The following is a 23,769-nucleotide window of genomic DNA, read 5'->3' on the forward strand; positions in this document are numbered from 1 at the left end:
AACCATTTAGTCAATGCTTGAGCCTATGGCCCCATCTTTTACAAGTGAGGGCGCCCCTATTAATCTAAATAAGCGTCTCATTTCCAATCTTCCAGCTAAACCATCTCCCGTGCCCTTCTGTTTCTCCAACCGTTTCACGATATTCGTTTCCGTTAATATAATAATCAATATGAAGGTCACGATCCCACATGTTGTTATACAGGTGGAATACATCACGTTTTGCTCCAATTTCTTGTATTTGTTTTTCTAACTTATGTTTTACTTGTTCTGGTATTTGATTTGCAACATGTGTATGGAAAATACAAATAATAGCTTCTTCACTTATTTGTTCAATAATAGATGATAATAGCTCTACACCGTCTCCTTCTATTAATTGGACAGATTCATTTTTCACTAAAGATGCAGCTTGATCAAACATCTCAAGCCTTTCTTTATGTTCTGGCCAAATTAAAGCACGTAACCATAAATAATCTTCCTCATTATGTAAATCATTCACATGTAAGTCCAGTCCGATTCTTTCTACGACAGATGGGCTTTCTTTTAGAAAATGCGGCACATTTTCCCCTCTTATTTCAGAAGTTACATGCACATTTGAATTTATATTCCCGTACATTTCATCCGTTCCGTACGAATAACGATATTGGTCCCAGAACAATTGCAACCCAGAACTTGTCCCAATTTCAATTAACGCTAACGGCTTCTTCACTTTCTTAAATATGTAGCAGAAACTTGGGTATAAGTATGCGCACCGTCTTACTTCATTCGTTTGAACAAGTTTTGTTTGTAACAAAGTAATGATTTCTTCTCGGTACTCTTTACAGAAATCTTTAAAATGATTAAAAGCTTTATCTAAATTTGTATCAGCATCTTCAACTAAACTACTATAATACGTTTTTAAATGATGTTCTTTCCCTGCTAACAATAAATAATGTACTGCACCTAATAGTAAGTTTGGGACTGGTTGACCTACCTGAGCATAGGACGATAGTGTAAGTACTTCCTCATCTTCAGCAATTTTCATTGATAAATATTCATATAAATCACTTGACCCTTTACATTCCTTTATTGAAAAGTTTCGAAATAAGTTTGAAATTTGTTCTTTTGTACACATTAGAGTCCCTCCTTTTTATTTTTCAGAATAATCTTACCATTACAGAAAGAATAATTCCATAAAAAGGTACTCGATTTAGTCCCTTAAGGATACGTAAGCTTTTTCGAGATAATTTCAAACTGTAATTTTTTTCTATTTATCACCTTAAAAGAGCTTGTTAAATAAGATTTTTAGCGAATAAAACGTTAAATAGTTTAAAATTATCAGATAACACTAGATATTTTAGTCTATTAATTATTATAATAGAGTATGAGATGGTTATATAATTGAGACAAAAAAGGTATACACCTAGGTGGGGCCTAGGCGGTGTTTCTCTTTTACGGCTTAGACATAGAAAACACCTACACTTTTTTGCCAATATAGGGGATGGAGAGATTATCATGAGCAACATGCAGCAAAAAACAGACGTTATCTTAATTGGTGCAGGAATTATGAGTGCAACGTTAGGCTCATTACTAAAAGAATTAGCACCAGAATGGGAAATTAAAGTTTTTGAAAAACTCGCAAGTGCCGGGGAAGAAAGCTCTAACGAATGGAATAATGCAGGTACAGGGCATTCTGCGCTATGCGAACTGAACTATACTTCCGAAAAAGCTGACGGATCTATAGATATTAGTAAGGCTGTAAAAGTGAATGAGCAATTCCAGCTTTCAAGACAATTTTGGGCATATCTTGTAAAGAGCAAATTAATTCGTAATCCACAAGATTTTATTATGCCACTACCTCATATGAGTTTAGTACAAGGGGAAAAAAATGTTGAGTTTCTAAAAAACCGTTTTGAAGCGCTTTCAAAAAATCCACTGTTTCAAGGAATGGAATTTTCCGATGCTCCTGAAACATTAAAAAAATGGCTTCCACTCATTATGGAAGGCCGCACATCTAATGAACCGATGGCGGCAACGAAGATTGACTCTGGAACAGATGTTAACTTCGGTGCATTAACACGTATGTTGTTTGATTACTTAAAAACAAAAAATGTCGAGCTAAACTACAAGCATAGTGTCGAAAATATTAAGCGCACGAAAAATGGTTTGTGGGAAGTAAAAGTACACGATATGAATAGTGGTAAAATTGAGCATCATACTGCTAAATTCGTCTTTATTGGCGGCGGTGGCGGTAGCCTACCTCTACTTCAAAAGACTGGTATCCCTGAATCAAAACATATCGGTGGATTCCCGGTAAGTGGACTATTTATGGTATGTAAAAACCAAAAAGTTGTAGAGCAACATCATGCGAAAGTGTACGGTAAAGCTAAGGTTGGTGCTCCGCCAATGTCTGTACCTCATCTAGATACGAGATATATAGACAATAAAAAAGCTTTACTGTTTGGACCATTCGCAGGCTTCTCACCTAAATTCTTAAAAACAGGTTCAAATCTTGACTTAATCGGTTCTGTAAAACCGAATAACGTCTTAACGATGTTAGCCGCTGGTGTAAAAGAAATGGGACTTACAAAATACTTAATTCAGCAAGTTATGTTATCACATGAAAAACGTATGGAAGAATTACGCGAATTCATTCCGAACGCGAAAAGTGAAGATTGGGATATTGTAGTTGCTGGGCAACGTGTACAAGTAATTAAAGATACTGATGCTGGCGGTAAAGGGACACTTCAATTTGGTACAGAAGTAGTAAGTGCAGCTGACGGCTCAATCGCCGCATTACTAGGCGCATCACCAGGTGCTTCTACTGCTGTTCACGTCATGCTTGAAGTATTAGAAAAATGTTTCCCAAGCCGCATGGTAGAATGGGAAGAAAAAATAAAAGAAATGATTCCTTCATATGGCATTTCACTAACTGAAAATCCAAGATTGTTCCAAGATCTTCACACTTCTACTGGTCGTACACTTGGATTAAATGAAAAAGAAACTGTTCATAATTAATGAAGAAATAAAAAAACGTCCGATATATTCGGACGTTTTTTTGTCTACTAAAAATTATACTTATCAATATTGTCTTTCGTAAATACAACTCGTTCTGGTAATACGATAATTCCATTCCCTTCTGCCTCATAATCATATCCTTGAATGGAGTTTGGCTCTATCTTCACTTTTCCAATTCCTTTTACTTCGAAGCTATCCCCTACTTTTAACTTCTTCCCTTTTACAACAATTTCATTTGCTACATACGTTGCGAGAGCACCTTGTTGTTTTACATCCCATAAACCAAATTGTGCTACTGTTCCTCGTTTTACGTAATCACGCATAACGTTTGGTGTAGAGAAGCCAGTTACGACAACCTTTTTATCCATTTTTAAATTTTCAGCTGCTTGTGCCATTGCCGGAAGTGCCGTTGCATCTGGACAAATGACTGCATTAATATCAGGATACGTTTTTAAAATATTCTCTCCTACTGACAAAGACTTTTGCGCATTATTTTCACCGTACTGCGTCGTTACAATTTCCCAGTTCGGATATTTCTTTTTAATAATTTCTTTCGCTTTCGTTACCCATTGGTTTTGATCCGTTACTGTCGGGCTAGAATAAAAGAAGGCTACTTTTCCTTTATCTCCAATTTGCTTTGAAGTCATTTCTATTAATAAATTAGCAAGTTGGTCTGGTGTTCCTTGGCTGATATAAAAGGAACGGTCTTTCGGATTCACATCAGAATCCCATGTTAACACCGTCATCCCTTTTTTCTTAGCACGTTGCAGTGATTGCGATAACCCATCCACTGACGTAGATGAAACCATAATCGCATCATAGTTTTGATTAATGAAATTGTTTATATATTTAACTTGCCCTGAAACACTCGCTTCAGACGGTCCATCATACTTCACTTGCACGCCTAACTTATCTCCCATCTCTTTTGCCCCTTCACCACCCGATGTGAAGAAACCAACTCCTGTTAATTTCGGAATAAATGCAAATTTCACATCATCAACCTTTTTCTTATCTGCCGTTTGGCTAGAACACGCAATTAAACCGATTAAACAAATACATACAATCAATACAATCCCCAGTTTTCTCTTCATGACATTTCCCCCTTATGCAAATTCTTTCTTTTCTCCGCTAAGAATTGATGTAATTTGAAATGTCTCATAATAACTGAAAGAATAAGGATAATACCTATTACTACATTGGATTGTTCATTTGTTAAACCCGTCATTTGCAAGCCATACTGCATGAGCCCAATGAAAATACTCGCCAGTACAGTACCAATAATGCTTCCTTTTCCGCCTGTAATAAGTGTACCGCCTAAGACGACTGCTGTAATGATTGGTAAAATTGTTTCACTTCCCATATCAGCACGTGCGGAACCGAAGTAGGCAGTTAAGAAAGCGCCTCCTAATCCACCTCCTAACCCTGAAAGTATGTAAGCAATAATGACTACTTTTTTCGTTTTAATCCCGGTGTATTTTGCTGTATTTTGGTTCGCACCTGTTAATTTTACATGGCGCCCGTATATAGTTCGGTGAAATAATACAGTACATAAAACTGTTAATACGATCAGTAGCCATAATAAATTCGGTATTCCTATAAAACTACCGTTTGCCAGTTGTACAAATGTGTCAGGTAAACCGCTTATTCCCTCGTACCCAGAAGCACCTGCCCCTCCTGAAATGACGAGGGCAATTCCCCCGTATAAAAACATCGTTCCGAGTGTAACGACGAGTGGTTCTACATCCGTCATTTTTATAATGAGTCCGTTTAAAGCGCCTGCTAAACAACTAATTATTAGGGCGATTATAACAGCAAACAAAATAGGTATTCCGTTCATCCAAAGTACACCGATTAAGATTGAAGTGAGCCCCATTATTGAGCCGATCGATACATCAATTCCTCCTGTTACTATAACAAAAGTCATTGGTATCGCCGCAATTGCGATAAATAGGAAATCATTTGTACTAAAAAGGAGATTACTAATATTTAAGAAATCACTATTTATTAAACTAAAAAGGATGAATTCTACAAGAAGTAATACAATTAGAACCCCTTCCCATCTATATACATACTTCATAGATTCATCCTCCTTTCTGCCTTCCACTTTTTCATAACACTATCTAATATGATGATAAGTAATAATAAAAAACCTGAAATAGCATTATTCCAAAATGCTGGTATTTTTAAAAAGACGAGTGAGCTACTTATTGTTTCTAAAAATAACGCTCCTAATGCAGCTCCAAATAAAGATCCTGTTCCTCCTTTTAAATGAATTCCTCCTAGTACAGCGGCTGCGATTACTTGTAATTCTAATCCTGTACCTGTTTGATTTGGCACGAAACCGATATTCATAACAAATATGCAACCAGCGAGCGCAGCGCTTATGCCTGAAATCATAAACGCATATATCTTCACTTTATTTACAGGTATACCAATAAGCCTCGCGCCATCTTCATTATCACCTACCGCATAAAAGTATCTTCCCAATGGCACTTTTCTTAAAAAGAAGTATAGTAGTAGTAAAATAATAAGAACGAACCATACAGTTATAGGTAAACCAAGAATGATGATAGATGACAGCTGCTTAAAATCGTTTGGAATATCTTCAATCCACTTCCCGCCTGTGAAAATTAACATTGTACCTCTAATAATTCCTAACATGCCTAATGTCATAATAATGGCTGGTACCCGAAACTTCGCAACTCCAATACCATTTACGAAACCAATAATGGCCCCAAGTATAATAGCTACAAATATCGACAAGAATGTACTATACCCATTCGTTAACATCATTCCGCAAACTGCTGCACTTAACCCCATGCTTGAACCAACTGATACATCTATATTTTTCGTAAATAAGACGAACGATTGACCGATTGCTAGCACGACTAAAATAACGCTTGATTTCATCAGTAAAGATAACGAGTTAAATTGAATAAAACTAGGGTTTATCATTCCTACAATAGCTATATAAATTAGTAATAACAGTATGATAGACGTTTCATGCATTTTTAACATATGTTTCATTCCGCTACACCTCCGTATGCAAGGCGTGTAACTTCATTCACACTCAGTTGTTCTTTTTCCATATGAGAAACAAATCGCCCATTTCTCATTACATATACACGGTTTACTAATTGGACAATTTCTTCAACATCTGAAGAGATTAATAAAATTGCGAGTCCTTCCCTTTTCATTTTTTTTATCGTCTCATACACTTCAAGCCTTGCTTTCGCATCAATTCCGCGAGTCGGCTCATCAAGAATAATAATTTTAGGATTACATGCAAGATACTTCGCAAGCACGACCTTCTGCTGATTACCTCCTGATAAAGATGCCAGTTCTTTATTCATATTCTGTACAACAATTCGGAACTGTTCTATAAACGAATTAACTAAAGCGCTTTCTTTTTCTTGATTTATAAAAAAGCGATTATTTTGATATAAACTTGCTGCTGCAATATTTTCTTTAACAGAAGCAATTGAGAAAATTCCATTCCTCGCCCTATCCTCTGGCACATAAACTAGTCCTTCGTCTAGCCTTTTATGCAAAGAACACGTATCAATTGATTTTCCACCCAATAAGATAGACCCTGATTTTATAGTTTTCAATCCAAATATCGCTTCTGCTAATTCCGTTCTGCCAGATCCTATAATGCCAGCAACACCTACAACCTCACCCGCATGTACAGTGAATGATATATTTTCGAATGCGTGACCATTTATATCAACCACTTCTAATATTTTTTTCGTCTTTACTGTCTCTTGAACTACTTCTATTTTCTCTTTCTGTTTATATCCTTTTGGCAATAGTCCCTCCATCAGCATGTCATATGTATAGTCACATACATCACCTTGGCTTACAACCATTCCATCACGTAGTATTGCTACTTTGTTGGCAATTTCAAAGATTTCTGGAAAACGATGCGTAATATAAATCATCCCAATTCCTTTTTCTTGTAAACTTTTCATCAACACAAAAAGACTCTTAATTTCGTGTGTTGTTAATGTCGATGTTGGCTCATCTAGAATAAGAATCTCAGCTTCTCTTATTAATCCTCTAACGATTTCTACTAACTGTTGTTGCGCAATCGATAATGTTCCTCCTAGTTTATTAAGGTCAATATCCCATCCTAAGCTGCTAATCAATTGCTGAATCTGTACTTTTAGTTTCTTTTTCTTTTCTTTTAACCCGATACATATATTTTCTTCAATAGTCATATGCGGAAAAATGAGTGGTTCTTGCGGTATTAAATAAATACCTTTTCGGTGTGCTTCTGATGGATTTGAAAACTGTTGCTTCCTTCCTTTTACATACATCTCTCCATCATCATACGAATATAACCCCGTTAATATTTTCATTAATGTTGATTTCCCGGCGCCATTTCCCCCCACTAAAGCGTATATATCTCCGCGCTCTACTTGTAAGTTCACTTCTTTTAATACAAGTTGATTTAAAAACGCCTTACTCATTTTCTTTACTTGTAATAAAGGTACGTTCTCCACATGATGTCACCTGCCTTTATCCAGAACATTTTTTGAGAAAATGATTATTTGTTCTACTTGTTTTGTAGCATTGTATATTCCTTTTTTTATATCTAGAACACTTTTTTCTACGTACTATTAATCGTTTCAACTGGAATAAACAAAATATATGGTACATATGTTTAAGCTGTGGTCAATTGTTGAAAGGGATGAAGAGTATGACTCAGCTGAACTTTGAAGAAAATTTATTAACTAAAGTAGCTTGGTACTATTATAAAGACCAATTAACACAACAGGAGATCGCGTCACTTCTTCATATTTCAAGAAATAAAGTCGTCCGGTTATTAGATAAAGCGCGGAGTGAAGGTATCGTTACATTTCACGTAAAAGGGACTGGTTTGCACTGTTTAAGTATTGAGCGTGACCTAATGAAAAAATTTCACTTAAAAGATGCTTTTATTATCCCTACCCCAGTAAACAATTATCACGCTTCTCTCGGAAAAGCTGCTGCACAATATTTAGAAACTCATCTCCAGCAAGGCGATTTACTCGGTATTGGCTGGGGAGAAACAATTAGCAAAATGCTAGAAAACATTCATTTTGAAAGTTCTATCAACCTTTCAATCGTAACGCTCACAGGCGGGGTAAATCACTATCTCCCGAGAAAACAAAACTATTTACACTACATGCAAGGCGAACTTCACATTATCCCTACGCCGTTTCTAGCGTCTACAACCGAAATGGCACAAAGTATTCTATCAGAACCGAGTGTAAAAGATATGCTTCAAGTCGCTTCACTTGCTCATACGGCTGTTGTCGGTATTGGGGGATTATCTCAAGACGCTACGATTGTAAAAGAAGAAAAATTAACACTACGTGAGATGACATATATTCGTAGTCAAAACGGTGCTGGCGATATTTTAGGACAGTTTTATAATACAAATGGCGATTTATTAGAACTCTCGCATCACAATCGTCTAATTGGCACGCCCCTCTCTATTTTGCGCAATATGAAGCATGTCGTCGGTGTTGCTGGAGGTACTGAAAAGATAGATGCAATTTATGGTGCCTTAAAAGGAAAGTTTATTCATTCATTAATTACCGATGAGGAAACTGCCCTCTCCTTATTACGAAAGGATGGTGATTGTTAATGTCCCATTTATTAGCTTTCGATGCTGGTACAGGGAGCATTCGAGCAGTTCTTTTTGATTTACATGGTAATCAAATTGCAGTAAGTCAAAAAGAATGGATTCACAAATCTGACCTTCGTTATCCAGGCTCTATGAACTTTGATGTAGTAGAAAATTGGAAGCTAGTACAAGAATGTACGAAAGAGGTGCTTCAAAAAAACAACACTCCTGCCTCTTCTATTCTTGCTATTAGCGCTACAAGTATGCGAGAAGGATTTGTTTTATATGATCAAGATGGGCAAGAAATATGGGCGTGTGCAAATGTTGATGGGCGCGCATCCGTCGAAGTTAGTGAATTAAAAGAAATTCGGTCACATCTTGAAAAAGATTTATATACAAAGTCTGGTCAGACTTTTTCATTAGGTGCTTTACCACGCCTACTCTGGATAAAAAAACATGAACCCGACGTCTATAATACTATTCACTCTTTTACAATGTTAAACGATTGGATCTTATATAAATTAAGCGGAGTGCTGCAAATCGATCCTTCAAACGGATGTACGTCAGGTATTTTTGACTTACAAAATAGAGTGTGGGATAACGATGTCGCTAAGGAGTGCGGTCTATCTTTGCCATTTTCACCAACAGTAAATGAAGCTGGTACAGTAATTGGCAACGTTACAAAAGAGTGTGCAGCATTAACTGGATTACGTGAAGGGATTCCTGTCGTCGCCGGGGGTGGAGATGCTCAAATGGCATCGCTCGGAACAGGAATCGTGAAACCAAATCAAACGTTAATATGCGGGGGTAGCTTTTGGCAACAAGAAGTGAATGTTACTGAGCCAATAACAGATCCACATGCTGCGATTCGAGTAAATTGTCACGTCGTTCCGAACCTATGGCAATATGAAACAATCGCCTTTTTCCCAGGTCTCGTTATGCGCTGGTTTCGAGACGCTTTTTGCCAAGAAGAAAAGAAACTTGCTGATAAACTTGGTGTAGATGCTTATGAATTACTAGAAGAACAAGCGAAAGACGTACCTGTCGGTTCACATGGCATTATCCCTACTTTTTCAAACGTTATGAACTACATTTCTTGGCGTCATGCCGCACCTTCATTCTTAAATTTAAGTTTAGACGCTGACAAATGCGGAAAAAAAGAACTGTTTCGTGCTATTGAAGAAAATGCAGCCTTCATTACACTTGGAAACTTAAAATTAATAAAAAATCTAACTGGCACATTCCCTTCTGAAGTTATTTTTGCTGGCGGTGCCGCTAAAGGAAAACTATGGCCACAAATTCTATCAGACGTACTCGGTATTCCTGTAAAAGTACCTGTTGTGAAAGAAGCAGCTGCTTTAGGAACTGCGATTGCTGCTGGAGTTGGTGCTGGCATATATTCATCTATGGAAGAGACTGCCGAACAATTTGTACAGTGGGAAAATACATTTGAACCAATCACTGAAAATCACGAGCTATACAAAGAATTCTATGAAACATGGAAAACCGTATATAGCAGTCAGCTCGCTTTAGCTGATAAAGGACTTACAACACATATGTGGATTGCACCTGGTGCACTGTAACTCATTTACATAAAGGAGTGAACTGTATGTTAAAAGCGAATGAAAATGATTTCTCCTATCGCTTCGGTGATAACGGGCCGAAATATTTAATACAAGGCCCGAATATTGATCTTGGTCTTGTTGTCATTCAGCCTGGGCAAGAATTTCAAAATCATTACCATACAACGTGTGAAGAAGTTTTTTATGCGTTAGAAGGTGAAATAGACTTCTATGTAAATAACGAAAGAGTTCCGATTAAACAAGGTGATGTCCTGCAAGTTCGCCCTCATGAATCTCACTATCTGATTAACCATTCTGACAAACCTTTTAAAGCTGTTTTTATAAAGTCACCACATTTACCAAATAAAGATACGGTACAAACGGAAAATCCAACATTAACGAAGGAGTGATTTTGAATGACTTGGGGATTTAAAAATCGATTAAATACAATTTTACCTGATGGTAGAGCGGTTATGTTAGCAATAGATCACGGTTATTTCTTAGGACCAATTCACGGACTAGAACAACCACTTGAAACAGTTAAAAACTTACTTCCTTATACAGACTCCCTCTTTTTAACACGCGGTGTACTTAGCTCCTGCATTCCTGAAAACTGCAACACACCGATGGTTATGCGTGTATCTGGTGGCGCTACTGTCGTCGGTAAAGATTTAGCGAATGAAACAATTGTTACACCTGTGAAGGAAGCAGTGAAGCAAAACGCAATTGGCGTTGGCGTTTCTGTTTTTGTCGGATCAGACTATGAAACACAAACTGTTACAAATCTCGCAAATGTAGTTTCTGAAGCTCATGATTACGGCCTACCAGTACTCGGCATTACCGCAGTCGCAAAGGAATTACAAAAACGTGAAGCTCGCTTTCTAGCACTTGCTTCCCGCGTATGTGTTGAAATGGGTGCTGATATTATTAAAACGTATTACTGCGAAGGATTCGAAAAAATAACGAGCACATGCCCTGCCCCAGTCGTCATCGCGGGCGGCCCAAAACTAGATTCAATTGAAGACGCATTAAACATTACGTACAATGCATTGCAAGAAGGAGCAATTGGAGTAGACATGGGCCGAAACATATGGCAATCCGAGCACCCAGCTGCGATGATCCAAGCAATACATGGCATTGTGAAAAATGGATTGAATGTGAAAGAGGCACTTGAACTTTATGATGATGTGAAGAATTAATGTGAAAAGACAGACTATTTATTAGTCTGTCTATTTTACTTTACAGTGAAACTTTCTTAATCCGTCTTCTAATATGATACATACTTAAATTTTATACACCTTCAAATGATTACTCTTGTTGATCGCTATTAAGCTTTGAAACTTTCTTACCTTCTCTATAATCAAGACAAGACACTTCAATTAATAAGCCATTAAATACTGTAAAATAAAAACCATAACTACTACCTCGCATCGAATAAGGTTCCTTATCTATTTCAATGCCGCCTGCTACTAAACGATTATACGCTTGATCAACTTCATTTGAAGTATCCACTAAAAAACCAATATGAAAAGCTTCTGGATACATCACTTCCTTATTCCCCTTAAATGCTTTGGGGTCGCTTAGCACCAGTATAAATCCACTCTCATCACTCATTACTAATAATGCCTTTCCCTTTTACTCTAAAAATTGAAAATCAAAAAATGTTTCAAAGAAATGTCTCGCTTCTGATAAATCATCAACACATAAATTCAAATGATTTAACTTCATTCACTCATCTCCTTTTAAGCAGAGGGTATGTAGACTCATTTTCATAACACTTAAATATGAAAGGTAAGATATTCAAGCGTTCCGTCTAAGACTATGCTTTATAAGTCTAATACTTTTCTCCATAGCCTAGAACGTTTTTTTAAATGAATGAAAGATTTCCTATCATTCCCATCCCCCCAGTCATAAAAAAGAGGATACATGATTGCTTCTACAACATGTATCCTCTACTTATATATTACGACTGTTGATAAGCCGATTTCGATGATTTCACATAATAAACTGCATGATCCACATTAATAATATGATCTGGCTTTGGTTTACCACGGCCCGCTCTATGTCCAGCTAAGTGTTCTTCACTTGTTTCCCAGTTTTTCCATGCTTCTTCAGATTCCCAGCGAATCATTACGACAACTTCTTCGTCGCCGCGTCTTACTTTTTTCACGAGAACACTTAAATCGATGAAGCCTTCAAATTTTTCAATAATACCTTCTCCAGTGAAACGTTCTACAACTATATTTGATGTACCTTCTTTTACTGTAAATGTTTTCGTTTCGATAAACATATATCCCACTCCCTCTTTGTTATACGAATACTAGTATTCTTCTATTATAATTGATTATGATAATTATTTTCAATTGTAAAGTTTTAATTTTTTGAATTATGCTGATTTCTTTTCTATCGCCTCATCTAAAAATTTGAAATATGGAAGTAACATCCCTATTAAAGATGTAACACATATAATTGCACCGATGATTACATATAGCGCTCTTACTCCCCACATTTCACTCAATATCCCCCCTACTAACACACCTAATGGCATAGCGGATCGTATAAAAAATAAACGCACTGAAAATACTTGTCCTATCATATTATTTGGGACGGTTTGTTGGCATATTGTCGTGTTATGAACATTGAAAAATGCAATACAAATCCCTGCTATTACTTCAATTATTATTGCAATGATAATACTATGATTGAATCCTAATGAAATGTATGTGAGTCCCCCTATAAACAATCCTCCAAGCATAAGTATACGCCGGCTTTTATATGTTACTTTTCCGACTAATACTGAGCCAATTACGTAGCCAAGTGGAAAACCTGCCATGAAATAACCGTACTCTGCATATCCCGCTGACAGCTCGTCTTTTATATAAGGAAGATTTGTGACCATCGTTACCCCTACTCCAAACTGCACGAAAGTAAGAAATATACCGAGCCAAACGATGATTGGTTTTGTGAAAAAATATGTAAAACCGTGAAAAAACTGTTCTAGCCACGTTTTCCGAATAGGTTGCGACGTTCTATTTTCTTTTATATAAAATAAGAAAGTGCCACTAACAAATAAACATATGCATACGAAAGATAATGTAAGTTCTGTTCCAATCAAATGAATGACTACTCCGCCTAATACTGGCGCAAGAAACATCATAAGGCGAGTCATTCCATCAATGTACGCATTTGCATCTTGAAGTTGTTCTTTCCCTACAATGCTCGGTGTAATTGCTTGACTTGCAGGTGTATAAAGTGGTGTAATAAGTCCCACTACAATTTGAACAACATAAATGTGCCAAACTTCTATACTACCCGAAACTAGCATCACCAAAGGTAATAAAAATACGGACGCTCGTATCCATTGTGAAAATATCATAATCCACTTCCGGCTCCATTTATCAATAAATGGGCCACTTATTAATTGCAATATGAGTGATGGGATGAAATATAATAACCACATACTACTTAAAGCCATTTCTGATCCTGTTAACTCATATACTAGAATTGAATTACATAACGTTCCGAAAGCCCCTCCTAATTCAGAGATTGCACTACCAATCCACATAAAAAAGAACGAACGATTTTTCAATATATTTTTCAATTTCACACACCAACTTTTCTTTTATATTCCTCCCTTTATGTACATTCTCGTTGTTAATTATCTATTCAAAAACATATCTAATTCTTTCGCTAAAGACTGTACTGCTTTCTTTCTTAATACATATTTTCCGTCATGTATATCAACTAACTTCGCTGCACGTAACAATTTCAAATGATGGTGTACAGTCGATTTACCGAGTTGCAATCTTTCCGTTATTTCCTGTAATGTACGTTCTTTTTCAAACAACATTTTTACAATTCGCAATCTCGCTTCATCTCCAAGAGCCTTATATTTTTGAACTAAAAAATAATTCGGTTCATACGGATCTTCAGGATGAATACTTTCATTCGCAACTGGATAATGAAATACTTTCGTATCATCAATATCTGCTTCAATATTCCACGGTCTGTACGTCATTTGCGGAATAAGAAGTACGTGATGAACACTTGGCTCTGGCATATAGTTCACTCCGCCAGTCGCCCACTCGACAAACTCTTCCGGCTTCATCTTTTTATTCATTTCATTTTTTGCTTCATAATCTCGTTTTAATATAGAAAGTATTTCTTCTTCCTCACTCTTAATTACACTCTCATACCACCCTGTCATTACAGCGATTAAATGAGATTTCAGCACTTGTACATCTACATCACATATAAAGCGAATGTACGTAGAGAAAAACTGATGATCATGTGTTAATTCCTTTAGTTCATGTATTGCAGTTCCATCTCTACTTGCGGCTAAACGTCTTTTTTTCTCATATTTCTCCCCTAAAAACGGTAAACATGTATACTTCAAATCTTCTTCTGAAAGTGAATCGATTTTAGCATGAAACTGCGATACACCCTGTATGTCTTCTTCATACAACAACTGAAGCAATGCTTTCCACGTATTATTTTCTTCGACAAATTGTAAGTGCTCTCTCATTTCTTCTGTTAATGATTTCTTAATTTCTTCCCATTCATTTTGACTCTTTTCAAGTGTATCAATTAACCTCTTATGAGTACTTGCTGCAATGCCAAGCGCACATTCGAAAAGTATCGAATATTTCACTTGAACGTTATAAGTTTCCCTCTTTCTACTCGTTATGTGATAGACCTCCATTTTTATCCCCTCCTTGTTTGCTATATATCAAATTCTATTTTTATCGAATTTAACCTTCTATATTTTTAGAATTATTTTGCGACTTCAAAAAAACTCTAATCCATGAGCAAATAGAGAAAGGTTTATACTCTTTTTCATTCTGACTCAATTAAAGCCTTGATTATTAAGTATCATATTAAAAAGAAGTTTTTTAATGGCTCTGTTATAAGTTGTCTTTCACCCTCTTGTGCAACTATAGAAAAGGTTTATTGAAGAGAAAAGAGAATTGGTTTTATTAAGAAAAATGAACAGGAGGCTATACGAATGGGAAGAAAAGAAATGTTGCAAAATGGAGTCCAACAAGTTTTTTACGAAGAAGAATGGTACCCACCAATATCAGAAGCGTTAAAGAATCTTACGGTTGAACAAGCATGTTGGCAACCAGAAGGTGCTGCCAGTAATACGATTTGGGAAAATGTGAACCATTTATTAATCTTTAAAGAACGCCTACTTTCCCGTTTACATGAAGACGACACATTTGTTGCTCCACAAAATAATGATGAGACGTTTATCCAAGGTGGACCTAATGATGATGCCGCTTGGCAGCAAACCGTAAAGCGAACGCTTCAAGTACATGATGCCTTACAATCTTCATTAACCGCCCTTCAAGAAGCAGAACTAGATCAACTAAGTCCTTCTCTACCAGTTTGGCAACAATATATGAATATCCTTTTGCATGATGCTTATCATACAGGACAAATTATACAGCTTCGGAAACTTCAAGGTTCATGGCCAACTCACCGTTCTTATTTATAAAGTGAAATTTTAATCAGCTCTTACCAATCGTGATTTTGCGGGCAGCCCATCCCCACCTCACTTCTTTGCTTTCCTTGAATTTTGAGGTAAAAATCTTACTGCCCGTTAATGCGGAATAAACGATGTTTAAAATCGCATACGTTTAATATCCAACAAAACAATTGAAAACAGCTAATTGTTCGATAATTACTGCGATTGCTCAAAATAAAGCAAATTAAAATACATTGATTCCTAACATAACTTACATGCTTCATAACTTCTAATCATAATCCAAATTTGGAAGAATAGATGCTTTTTTATATACAAATAATAACTCTCAAGGAGTTGTTGACATGCATTTCATATTGAATATGTTAGGGATTTTCGTTGTCATATTAATCATTTTCTTATGTTCGCCTAATAAAAAACATATAAAATGGAGACCGATTGTAATTCTCATCCTATTGGAGCTTTTTATTACGTGGTTTATGTTAGGCACAAAGCTCGGCAGTATTATCATTAATAAAATTGCGTCATTTTTCAGTTGGCTACTAGCATGTGCGAATGAAGGTATTCGATTTGCATTTCCTTCAGCTATGGAAAGTCAGCACATTGATTTCTTCTTTAGTGCGTTACTTCCTATCATTTTTGTTATTACTTTTTTCGATATTCTTTCTTATTTCGGAATCTTAACTTGGATTATTGATAAAGTAGGTGCAGTTATTTCAAAGATTTCTCGTTTACCAAAGTTAGAAAGTTTCTTTTCGATTCAAATGATGTTTTTAGGAAACACCGAAGCACTTGCGGTTGTTCGTGATCAATTATCTGTTTTAAAAGAAAATCGATTATTAACTTTTGGAATTATGAGTATGAGTAGCGTTAGCGGATCCATTCTTGGTGCTTATTTATCAATGGTTCCAGCAACATATATTTTCAGCGCAATCCCATTAAACTGTATTAACGCATTAATTTTAGCCAATGTATTAAATCCTGTGGAAGTTTCGAAAGAAGAAGACGTTGTTTACACACCTTCAAAACATGAAAAAAAGGATTTCTTTTCTACTATTTCAAACAGTATGTTAGTTGGGATGAATATGGTTATCGTTATTTTAGCTATGGTAATTGGTTATGTAGCTTTAACAGCATGTTTAAATGGGATTTTAGGATTTTTTGTAACGGGGTTAACAATTCAAAAAATCTTCTCCATTATCTTTAGTCCTTTTGCATTTTTACTCGGTTTATCAGGCAGTGATGCTATGTATGTAGCTGAATTAATGGGGATCAAAATAACGACGAATGAATTTGTTGCAATGATGGATTTAAAATCAAACTTAAAGTCGCTACAACCGCATACGGTTGCGGTTGCAACGACATTTCTAGCTTCTTTTGCTAACTTTAGTACAGTAGGTATGATTTACGGAACTTACAATTCATTATTTGGCGGAGAAAAATCATCAGTCATCGGTAAAAATGTTTGGAAGCTTCTTGTTAGCGGGATGGCTGTTTCTTTATTAAGTGCTATGCTCGTTGGGCTATTTGTATGGTAATTAATTTTTATAATAAAAGACACCCAAGCCAATTGAGTGTCTTTTATTATTATTTTCGAATTTGCCCATTTCCACGAATCACATATTTTGTAGAAGTTAATGCTGGAAGCCCCATTGGTCCTCTTACGTGTAACTTTTGTGTACTGATACCAATTTCCGCTCCGAATCCAAATTCGGATCCATCTGTAAAACGAGTCGATGCATTATGATAAAGTGCCGCGGCATCTACAGAAGTAAAAAACTTGCTGACGTTTTCCTCGTTTTCAGTAATAATTGCTTCAGAATGCATAGATCCATACGTATTTATATGATGAATCGCATCTTCAACAGTGGAAACCACTTTCACTGCTAGTGTGAGAGATAAAAACTCAGTTTCCCAGTCTTCTTCTGTCGCAAGTAAGATAGAAGAATCAATCGCCACTGCTTTATTATCACCACGTAGCTCCACTCCTCTTTCCTTCAAGGAAGAAAACAACTCGCTACCATATTGCTCTGCCCAATTCTCATGAAGTACAATCGTCTCAATTGCATTACATACAGATGGACGCTGTGTTTTTGCATTTATAATAATATTAAACGCCATTTGTTTATCTGCTGTTTCATCAATGAATATATGACAATTTCCCGCACCTGTTTCAAGTACTGGAACAGACGCTTCTCTCACAACAGTATCGATTAATTGTTTGCCACCTCTTGGAATAAGAACGTCTAGATAATCCTTCATTGTAAACAACTGCTTCGCGCTATTTCGCGTTGTATCTTCTATAAGCTGTACGCTTTCTTGAGGTAAGCTTGTTAGTTTGAGCGCTCTGTGAATAACGGCAACGATGGCCTTATTAGAATGAATAGCAGAAGAACTACCACGTAATATGACTGCGTTTCCTGTCTTCAAACAAATTGTAGCTGCATCCACTGTTACATTCGGTCTTGCCTCATAAATCATGCCTATAACACCAAGTGGTACGCGCATCTCCTGAATAGATAGTCCATTTGGCCTTTCCCATGCACTTACACATTCTCCTACAGGATCACGTAATTCAATTAGCTGCTTAATCCCCTCTGTCATATCAATAATACGATTTTCAGTTAGCAGAAGACGATCAAGGAGTGAATCAGAAAATCCTTTTGCCTTACCTTCTTCAATATCCCTCTTGTTTTCTTCTAAAATATAAGCTGTTTCTAATATTAACTGATCAGCTATTGCGGAAAGTGCTTCGTTTTTTTGCTCTGTAGATTTAAGCACAAGCTCTCTAGCAACCTCTTTTGCTTTTATCCCCTTTGCCAACACTTCATTCATTTTTATTTCCTCCTTTTTAAAGTGAAACCCAATGATCCCTATGGATGACTTCATAACTATGTCTCTCGCCTCTTACTTGAATATCTTGGCTTTGCATACCTTTTACATCTCTTAGTTCCTCTGCACTATATGTGCATTGTCCTTTTCCTATTACGCGCCCTTGTTGCGTTACAACCTCTACAACTTCACCCACTTGGAAAAATCCTGATACATTCGTAACACCAGCTGGAAGTAAACTCTTACCATGCTGAATGATGGCAGTAGCTGCCCCAGCATCTACTTCAATTTGTCCGCTAACAAGCGAATGTAAGGCAATCCATTGCTTGTTCATCTTCATTTCTTTTTGAGGAGCATTACCAACATACGTTCCATCACCCTTACCCTTCAAAACATCTACAAACTTTTCCTGTCCACGTCCTGTTCCGATAAATACACTCACACCAAGAGAGAGCGCTGTCTTTGCAGCGTCGATTTTTGATTTCATACCGCCAGTCCCAAGTTTTGAGCCAGCATCTCCTGCAAGAGAAGAAATTTCTTCCGTAACTTCAGGAAGAAAATAATATTTTTTTGCATCCGGATTTTTCTGAGGATTTTTGTCATATAACCCGTTCACATCCGTAAAGATCATAAGCATATCCGCCGAAACAAGCCCGCTTACTAAAGCTGACAGCATATCATTATCACCGAACGTCAGCTCCTCTAAAGAGATGGAATCATTTTCATTAATAATTGGAAGAGCGGAGCGGTTTAATAATTCTCCTAACGTAGCGTAAGCATTACTATATTGTTCTTTTCTAGAAAAATCACTCCTCGTCAGCAAAAGTTGCGCAGTAACGATGCCATATTTACGGAATTCCTCCGTGTACGCCTGCATTAACAAACTTTGTCCGACAGCTGCTGCAGCCTGTTTCCCTTTAATCGTTACAGGTCTGCTAGGATATCCTAGCGCTGAAAAACCTGCAGCGACGGCTCCAGATGTAATTAACACAACCTCGTGCCCCTCTTCTTTCAACCGAGCCAATGCGGCAACGTGATCTGAAAGCTGTTCTGTAGAGATGCCTCCGTGACTATCTGCCAAGGAACTACTCCCAATCTTTACAACAACTCGTTGTTTTTTCACTTTTTTATCCCCCAAGTCTAAAATCAAAGTTTTTTATAAATTACACTTCATTCACTTTGTAACTATATCTATTCTCATCAATGCTGCAATGAGGTATTTAAGAGCAAAATAAAAATGACCGCTTCGCCCTTAATAAAATAAAAAGGACGAAACGGTCATTGTTCCGCGGTACCACCTTAATTGATATACATAGATATCCACTTGGTGCCTATAACGCAGGCGAACGCCTAAACTTTCATTTAAGACTCAGGGATAGGTTCGATATATTCTATACGAGGAATCTTTCAGCCGGTGAATTCCACTCTCTTTCGCAAGAAGACATATGTACTAATTCCCTTCAACGATTTTCAATCTAATTTTTTTATATTATGCGATATAGTTCGATTCGGTGTCAAGAGGTATTTTTAAAAATAAATAGAGCCGCAAGTTATTTGTATGAAATTATCGCCCTACTGAATGAAAATACAAAATGATATAAGTTTAACTCATATTCATAAACATAAAACCTTACATTATAGTGTATATATTTACATAATGTCGAATATAATTAATTTTTATCTTTTAGTGTTGCAAAAAGGAATATATTCTCTTAGAATGTTTCTTTATATTGCACAGGGATGTTATTCTTATTCTAAGAAAATAATATCAAACCGATATAATTGATTATAAAAGGAGCAAGATTGAGTTATTATGGATAAACAAATTGGATTCATCGGTTGCGGAAATATGGGAATGGCTATGATTGGCGGAATGATAAACAAAAATATAGTGTCTTCAAATCAAATTATTTGTTCAGATTTAAACACTGCTAATTTAAAAAATGCTAGTGAAAAATATGGGCTAACTACAACTACCGACAACAATGAAGTAGCTAAAAATGCTGATATTTTAATTTTATCAATCAAACCAGACCTATACGCGTCAATAATTAATGAAATAAAAGAAATAATCAAAAACGATGCTATCATCGTTACGATCGCTGCTGGGAAAAGTATTGAAAGTACTGAAAATGCCTTTAATAAAAAAGTAAAGGTTGTAAGGGTAATGCCTAATACTCCTGCTCTTGTTGGAGAAGGAATGTCTGCATTATGCCCGAATGAAATGGTGACAGAAAAAGATTTAGAAGATGTACTAAACATTTTCAATAGTTTTGGTCAAACAGAGATCGTAAGTGAAAAATTAATGGATGTTGTCACATCCGTAAGTGGTTCTTCACCAGCTTATGTATATATGATTATAGAAGCGATGGCAGATGCTGCTGTACTAGATGGTATGCCAAGAAATCAAGCATATAAATTCGCTGCTCAAGCTGTGTTAGGCTCTGCAAAAATGGTACTAGAAACAGGAATACATCCAGGTGAATTGAAAGATATGGTTTGTTCTCCTGGCGGAACGACAATAGAAGCTGTAGCAACATTGGAGGAAAAAGGACTGAGAACAGCGATTATTTCAGCTATGCAGCGTTGTACGCAAAAGTCTGTTGAACTATCTGGTCAAACTAAAAAGTAAAACTGTAAAAGAGATCGCGTTAGCTATGAATTCATATGAATTTAATTAGAAATTCACTACATGATAAACGGCCAAACTCATATATAATTGAGTTTGGTCGTTTCAGTTTTAATTATATTAAAATAATTTCATTCAAATCTTCTTTACAGGTTCTGTTTTATCCCTTACCTATTCCCTACTATGATTGTGTAATTTTATTAGAAACTAATAATTTTTCAATGCACTTCGGTAACATATCTAATAGCGTTTCAAATGCGTAGTTTACATCTAGACGTTCTGTCCATTGATGTGCATCTTTTCCTACCGGCCCCATATTTAATACTGGAACATCAAACTCTTCTAATTCCTGAAGCGGAATTGAATAACCTTTATCCCATAATGGCATATTGTCTACAAGCGAACTCATTGAATCCAGTGGATACTGCAAGCCTACATAACTTAAATCTGAAATCCCCCCAAAATAATTTTGGTTTTCAAATGTAATTTTATGATTGTAGTGTGCATACTTTTCCATTTCTACAACTACCTCTTTTATTAAAGGATTGTTGCGTGAACTCACAGCTGGATAGTACGGCGGAGCGAAGAAAAGTACAATCATCGGTGCCTTTTCTTTACATAAAATCGCTAATTTATCTACTAAATCAATGGTTACCGCACGATCATCTTTATCTCCTCTATTTTTTATAATATTAGATTGAATATGATTTATTTTTTCTCGTCCATGTTGCTCAATTGCATATGTGATAAGCTCTTCATAAGTTAATACATTTACTTTGAGATTAGGTGGTATAAATGGATTATATTTAGAAAAACGATATGCATGTTTTTCATACGACTCTTCTATTTTCTCTGCTACTTTCGTTACTTTTTGACGTAACAATGAAACTACATCTGTCATTGATTTTTCTAATAAAAACAAATTAAATAATGTAACTGCACGATGCGGAATTTGTACAGAATAATCCTCTTTTAAGTCCCTTTGAAGTAAGTTAGTTGGCGGAGGACTCGCTTCCCCTTCTACAATATCACAAAGGTCTGTGTTTAACTCTAATTCTGCTGTTATTAATGAAGCCATATAACTCCCATTTAACCCTGCAAAAGGTTCACCTACATGTGTCTCTTTTCCGTAGCAAAGAAAACCAGGTAACACTTTACCAATAGAGCCAGTGTAAATATACTTATTTTGGTCACCAGGATGTCTTGAAAACATAGGCTCTGAGTTTAGTACCGTTTTATACTCTAAATCATGTTCTCTTGCTAACTCTAGTAATCTTGGAACAGCAGCTCTCATCCCTACAGAGTTTACTTCTTCATCTGGTACAGCCAATAAAAGAACATTCCCATCAAATCTTTCTTCGCAAGCTTGCTCAATCATTGCCATTTGTAATGCGAGGCCGCATTTCATATCCATTGTTCCTCTACCAAACAGCCATTCTCCATGTTCTATATCTTCACGTACATGGTCTGGAAGTTCATCTTTATGAGAATAAAACATAGATGTTAACTTTTTAGGATTAAATGCATCTTCTTTCCACATTCCGTAATCTTGTACATCTACAACATCAAAGTGACTTACTAGAATTACAGTATTTTTTGTACTATCGCTTTTCTTTACTAGTGCTGTAACAAAATATCGTCCGTCCCCTGTCGGATTTTTTTGCAAATGGTGCGGGTTTTGTTTGAAATACTGTAAGTCAGATAATTGTTCCACAACAAAGTCTGGCAATATTACTTCAGCTTCTGAACCGGTAATACTAGGAATTTCAACAAGACTGCTTAATAATTGAACCAATTGTTCTTTTGATTGCCACTTTGACATATAAATCCCCCTATTTTCCGCATTATGAAAACTAATTCCAGTATATGAATAAAAAATGACGACAGCTATCAAAATTATAGTTCTGATGTACTGCCGATTTTTATTGATATTTCATGAGCCGCTTGTTTTACCTTGCTAATAAGAAAAGATAGTCGATCATCATTAATACGATGACTAATTAACCCAACACTTAATGCTCCTACTACTTTATGATTAAATCCGATAATAGGTGCAGCTACTGAAGCTGTCCCTTCTGTTTTTTCACCATAACTGACAGCATATCCTTCATTTTTTATTTGCTTTATTTGATTAAGAAGAATTTGCTTTTGTTCTGGTAATGAAGGAAGTAAATACTCTACAATATGTTCCATTTCATTCGTTTTCATATTGGCAAGCATCGTTTTATTTGCAGCACCAATTGAAAGTGGAATTTGTTCTCCTAGATTATCGATAACTCGAATTTTTAAAGGACTATCAATTCTTTCAATGATAATAGAATGTGTTCCGTTTGGAATATTCAAATAGACACTTTCTTCCACTTCAGAAGCCAAACGTTTCATCACTTCTCTCGCAACAGATCTATAGTCTACCTTCTCCAATTGACGCAACCCTATTTCCATCCACATTGGTCCAATTTTGTACTGTTTTGTCTCTGTAATTTGTGTAACTAACCCATGCTCCATTAGAGAGTTAAGTAATCTATGTACTGTACTAACCGGGAGATGTGTTCCATCAGCTATATCAGAAATAGCCCAATACTCTTTTTCATTTGTAGAATTCAATAATTTAATAATACTTATCGCTCGATCAATGGACTGTACCATAACTCGC

Annotated in this window: 20 protein-coding genes, 1 pseudogene and 1 other annotated feature; of the genes and pseudogenes, 8 read left to right on the plus strand and 13 right to left on the minus strand. The window is 36.2% G+C overall.

The window, feature by feature from the left end; all coding sequences use genetic code 11:
* Nucleotides 1–64: 64 nt before the first annotated feature.
* The gene (locus tag GD442_RS13915; RefSeq protein WP_000337432.1) at nt 65–1,111 is read right to left on the minus strand and encodes a DUF2332 domain-containing protein; all 1,047 of its coding nucleotides are present in this window, start codon (nt 1,109–1,111) and stop codon (nt 65–67) included.
* 380 nt (nt 1,112–1,491) lie between these two features.
* Here GD442_RS13915 and GD442_RS13920 point away from each other — a divergent pair, with 380 nt between their 5' ends.
* Nucleotides 1,492–2,994, plus strand: a complete 1,503-nt coding sequence (locus tag GD442_RS13920) for a malate:quinone oxidoreductase (protein WP_000069138.1) — start codon at nt 1,492–1,494, stop codon at nt 2,992–2,994.
* Nucleotides 2,995–3,041: 47 nt separating this feature from the next.
* Here GD442_RS13920 and lsrB read toward each other — a convergent pair whose 3' ends face one another.
* The 4 genes from lsrB to GD442_RS13940 are packed head-to-tail and all read right to left on the minus strand — an operon-like array spanning nt 3,042 to nt 7,499.
* On the minus strand, nt 3,042–4,085 hold the full coding sequence (gene lsrB, locus GD442_RS13925) for an autoinducer 2 ABC transporter substrate-binding protein LsrB (protein ID WP_000823659.1): 1,044 nt from the start codon (nt 4,083–4,085) through the stop codon (nt 3,042–3,044).
* A complete protein-coding gene (locus GD442_RS13930; RefSeq protein ID WP_000878522.1) occupies nt 4,082–5,071 on the minus strand; it encodes an ABC transporter permease in 990 nt (329 codons plus the stop codon). Before GD442_RS13930 ends, lsrB begins: the two co-directional genes overlap by 4 nt.
* Complete coding sequence (locus GD442_RS13935; protein WP_000682147.1) at nt 5,068–6,021, minus strand: ABC transporter permease subunit; 954 nt, start codon at nt 6,019–6,021, stop codon at nt 5,068–5,070. The genes GD442_RS13930 and GD442_RS13935 overlap by 4 nt, the downstream gene beginning before the upstream one ends.
* On the minus strand, nt 6,018–7,499 hold the full coding sequence (locus GD442_RS13940) for a sugar ABC transporter ATP-binding protein (protein ID WP_000432617.1): 1,482 nt from the start codon (nt 7,497–7,499) through the stop codon (nt 6,018–6,020). Before GD442_RS13940 ends, GD442_RS13935 begins: the two co-directional genes overlap by 4 nt.
* Nucleotides 7,500–7,696: 197 nt before the next feature.
* Here GD442_RS13940 and GD442_RS13945 point away from each other — a divergent pair, with 197 nt between their 5' ends.
* From GD442_RS13945 to lsrF, 4 genes are read left to right on the plus strand one after another with little or no spacing between them, the layout of a single operon-like run.
* Nucleotides 7,697–8,629 carry a sugar-binding transcriptional regulator gene (locus tag GD442_RS13945; RefSeq protein ID WP_000192709.1) on the plus strand — a complete coding sequence of 311 codons (933 nt, stop codon included), beginning with the start codon at nt 7,697–7,699 and terminating at the stop codon, nt 8,627–8,629.
* Nucleotides 8,629–10,191 carry an autoinducer-2 kinase gene (gene lsrK / locus GD442_RS13950; protein WP_000018808.1) on the plus strand — a complete coding sequence of 521 codons (1,563 nt, stop codon included), beginning with the start codon at nt 8,629–8,631 and terminating at the stop codon, nt 10,189–10,191. Before GD442_RS13945 ends, lsrK begins: the two co-directional genes overlap by 1 nt.
* Nucleotides 10,192–10,217: 26 nt before the next feature.
* On the plus strand, nt 10,218–10,580 hold the full coding sequence (locus GD442_RS13955; protein WP_000909986.1) for a cupin domain-containing protein: 363 nt from the start codon (nt 10,218–10,220) through the stop codon (nt 10,578–10,580).
* A gap of 6 nt (nt 10,581–10,586) precedes the next feature.
* Nucleotides 10,587–11,369, plus strand: coding sequence for a 3-hydroxy-5-phosphonooxypentane-2,4-dione thiolase (gene lsrF, locus GD442_RS13960; protein ID WP_000219765.1), 783 nt, complete (start codon nt 10,587–10,589; stop codon nt 11,367–11,369).
* Nucleotides 11,370–11,478: 109 nt separating this feature from the next.
* Here the strand turns inward: lsrF and GD442_RS13965 are convergent.
* From GD442_RS13965 to GD442_RS13980, 4 genes and pseudogenes are all read right to left on the minus strand, one after another.
* Nucleotides 11,479–11,898: pseudogene (locus tag GD442_RS13965) on the minus strand (VOC family protein).
* Between the two features lie 235 nt (nt 11,899–12,133).
* Nucleotides 12,134–12,460 (minus strand): heme-degrading monooxygenase HmoA, encoded by a 327-nt coding sequence (gene hmoA, locus GD442_RS13970; RefSeq protein WP_000469498.1) that lies wholly within the window; start codon nt 12,458–12,460, stop codon nt 12,134–12,136.
* A 96-nt stretch (nt 12,461–12,556) separates the two neighbouring features.
* Entirely contained in the window at nt 12,557–13,777 is a 1,221-nt protein-coding gene (locus GD442_RS13975; RefSeq protein WP_000769173.1) for an MFS transporter, read from the minus strand.
* Nucleotides 13,778–13,828: 51 nt separating this feature from the next.
* Nucleotides 13,829–14,872: an ArsR/SmtB family transcription factor gene (locus GD442_RS13980; RefSeq protein WP_000454585.1), complete on the minus strand. Its 1,044-nt coding sequence runs from the start codon at nt 14,870–14,872 to the stop codon at nt 13,829–13,831.
* A 303-nt stretch (nt 14,873–15,175) separates the two neighbouring features.
* Between GD442_RS13980 and GD442_RS13985 the strand changes: the two genes are divergently transcribed.
* On the plus strand, nt 15,176–15,667 hold the full coding sequence (locus tag GD442_RS13985; protein WP_000532733.1) for a DinB family protein: 492 nt from the start codon (nt 15,176–15,178) through the stop codon (nt 15,665–15,667).
* A 332-nt stretch (nt 15,668–15,999) separates the two neighbouring features.
* Entirely contained in the window at nt 16,000–17,193 is a 1,194-nt protein-coding gene (locus tag GD442_RS13990) for a NupC/NupG family nucleoside CNT transporter (RefSeq protein ID WP_000545479.1), read from the plus strand.
* Between the two features lie 49 nt (nt 17,194–17,242).
* Here the strand turns inward: GD442_RS13990 and GD442_RS13995 are convergent, their stop codons facing one another.
* Both GD442_RS13995 and proB read right to left on the minus strand, forming a co-directional pair.
* Nucleotides 17,243–18,490 (minus strand): glutamate-5-semialdehyde dehydrogenase, encoded by a 1,248-nt coding sequence (locus GD442_RS13995; RefSeq protein ID WP_001006608.1) that lies wholly within the window; start codon nt 18,488–18,490, stop codon nt 17,243–17,245.
* A 16-nt stretch (nt 18,491–18,506) separates the two neighbouring features.
* Nucleotides 18,507–19,610 (minus strand): glutamate 5-kinase, encoded by a 1,104-nt coding sequence (gene proB / locus GD442_RS14000; RefSeq protein WP_000744809.1) that lies wholly within the window; start codon nt 19,608–19,610, stop codon nt 18,507–18,509.
* A gap of 139 nt (nt 19,611–19,749) precedes the next feature.
* Nucleotides 19,750–19,960 (minus strand) — a binding site (T-box leader).
* A gap of 340 nt (nt 19,961–20,300) precedes the next feature.
* On the opposite strand from proB, the gene proC reads away from it, so the two are divergent.
* Nucleotides 20,301–21,119: a pyrroline-5-carboxylate reductase gene (proC, locus tag GD442_RS14005; RefSeq protein ID WP_000360723.1), complete on the plus strand. Its 819-nt coding sequence runs from the start codon at nt 20,301–20,303 to the stop codon at nt 21,117–21,119.
* Nucleotides 21,120–21,297: 178 nt separating this feature from the next.
* Here proC and GD442_RS14010 read toward each other — a convergent pair whose 3' ends face one another.
* Complete coding sequence (locus tag GD442_RS14010; RefSeq protein ID WP_000049571.1) at nt 21,298–22,938, minus strand: M20/M25/M40 family metallo-hydrolase; 1,641 nt, start codon at nt 22,936–22,938, stop codon at nt 21,298–21,300.
* 74 nt (nt 22,939–23,012) lie between these two features.
* On the minus strand, nt 23,013–23,762 hold the full coding sequence (locus GD442_RS14015; protein ID WP_000250758.1) for an IclR family transcriptional regulator: 750 nt from the start codon (nt 23,760–23,762) through the stop codon (nt 23,013–23,015).
* Between the last annotated feature and the right edge of the window lie 7 nt (nt 23,763–23,769).

The sequence above is a fragment of the Bacillus sp. A260 genome, assembly GCF_009861435.1.
GTDB classification, from domain to species: Bacteria; Bacillota; Bacilli; order Bacillales; family Bacillaceae_G; genus Bacillus_A; species Bacillus_A cereus.

Coding starts and splice junctions, on each gene's coding strand:
- GD442_RS13915 (WP_000337432.1), bottom strand. CDS start 1,111: ATGTGTACAAAAGAACAAATTTCAAACTTATTTCGAAACTTTTCAATA.
- GD442_RS13920 (WP_000069138.1), top strand. CDS start 1,492: ATGAGCAACATGCAGCAAAAAACAGACGTTATCTTAATTGGTGCAGGA.
- lsrB (WP_000823659.1), bottom strand. CDS start 4,085: ATGAAGAGAAAACTGGGGATTGTATTGATTGTATGTATTTGTTTAATC.
- GD442_RS13930 (WP_000878522.1), bottom strand. CDS start 5,071: ATGAAGTATGTATATAGATGGGAAGGGGTTCTAATTGTATTACTTCTT.
- GD442_RS13935 (WP_000682147.1), bottom strand. CDS start 6,021: ATGAAACATATGTTAAAAATGCATGAAACGTCTATCATACTGTTATTA.
- GD442_RS13945 (WP_000192709.1), top strand. CDS start 7,697: ATGACTCAGCTGAACTTTGAAGAAAATTTATTAACTAAAGTAGCTTGG.
- lsrK (WP_000018808.1), top strand. CDS start 8,629: ATGTCCCATTTATTAGCTTTCGATGCTGGTACAGGGAGCATTCGAGCA.
- GD442_RS13955 (WP_000909986.1), top strand. CDS start 10,218: ATGTTAAAAGCGAATGAAAATGATTTCTCCTATCGCTTCGGTGATAAC.
- lsrF (WP_000219765.1), top strand. CDS start 10,587: ATGACTTGGGGATTTAAAAATCGATTAAATACAATTTTACCTGATGGT.
- hmoA (WP_000469498.1), bottom strand. CDS start 12,460: ATGTTTATCGAAACGAAAACATTTACAGTAAAAGAAGGTACATCAAAT.
- GD442_RS13980 (WP_000454585.1), bottom strand. CDS start 14,872: ATGGAGGTCTATCACATAACGAGTAGAAAGAGGGAAACTTATAACGTT.
- GD442_RS13985 (WP_000532733.1), top strand. CDS start 15,176: ATGGGAAGAAAAGAAATGTTGCAAAATGGAGTCCAACAAGTTTTTTAC.
- GD442_RS13990 (WP_000545479.1), top strand. CDS start 16,000: ATGCATTTCATATTGAATATGTTAGGGATTTTCGTTGTCATATTAATC.
- GD442_RS13995 (WP_001006608.1), bottom strand. CDS start 18,490: ATGAATGAAGTGTTGGCAAAGGGGATAAAAGCAAAAGAGGTTGCTAGA.
- proC (WP_000360723.1), top strand. CDS start 20,301: ATGGATAAACAAATTGGATTCATCGGTTGCGGAAATATGGGAATGGCT.
- GD442_RS14010 (WP_000049571.1), bottom strand. CDS start 22,938: ATGTCAAAGTGGCAATCAAAAGAACAATTGGTTCAATTATTAAGCAGT.
- GD442_RS14015 (WP_000250758.1), bottom strand. CDS start 23,762: ATGGTACAGTCCATTGATCGAGCGATAAGTATTATTAAATTATTGAAT.